Raw genomic sequence first — 342 nt, forward strand, 5'->3', positions numbered from 1 at the left:
ATAGTTTCTAACTGACTTTCGCTTATAGTTGATAGTATGTAAGGAAATAAAATACGCTCTTCCCTGAATTTAATGGCATGCATATTAAAGAATATATCCCCAACACATTTATTGAATGTTTTCAGGTCTATATTTCCTACCTGTAATTGAGTAATAACGGATTTAATATTTCTGCGAATATCATCGTGAAATGACCACATAATCTGTAAACAGCGATAGTCCGGCCATGTTTCTTCAATGATTGGGAATAGCACATTCTCCTTTATTGTATAATGCTTTGCAAATACTTCGAGTTGAGTAAACTGTTCTATAAGTTTTTTATGCAGGTCAGTATTGTCGGTT

The 342-nt window shown here is 33.0% G+C and carries 1 protein-coding gene; it reads right to left on the reverse strand.

What is annotated here, in order from left to right; genetic code table 11:
• Window positions 1-342 (reverse strand): hemerythrin domain-containing protein (locus OM075_RS25905; protein WP_301193426.1); only part of this gene is annotated, 342 nt, incomplete at both ends.

Origin of the sequence: Plebeiibacterium sediminum, from assembly GCF_026013605.1 — a bacterium.
Classification (GTDB): Bacteria; Bacteroidota; Bacteroidia; order Bacteroidales; family Marinilabiliaceae; genus Saccharicrinis; species Saccharicrinis sediminus.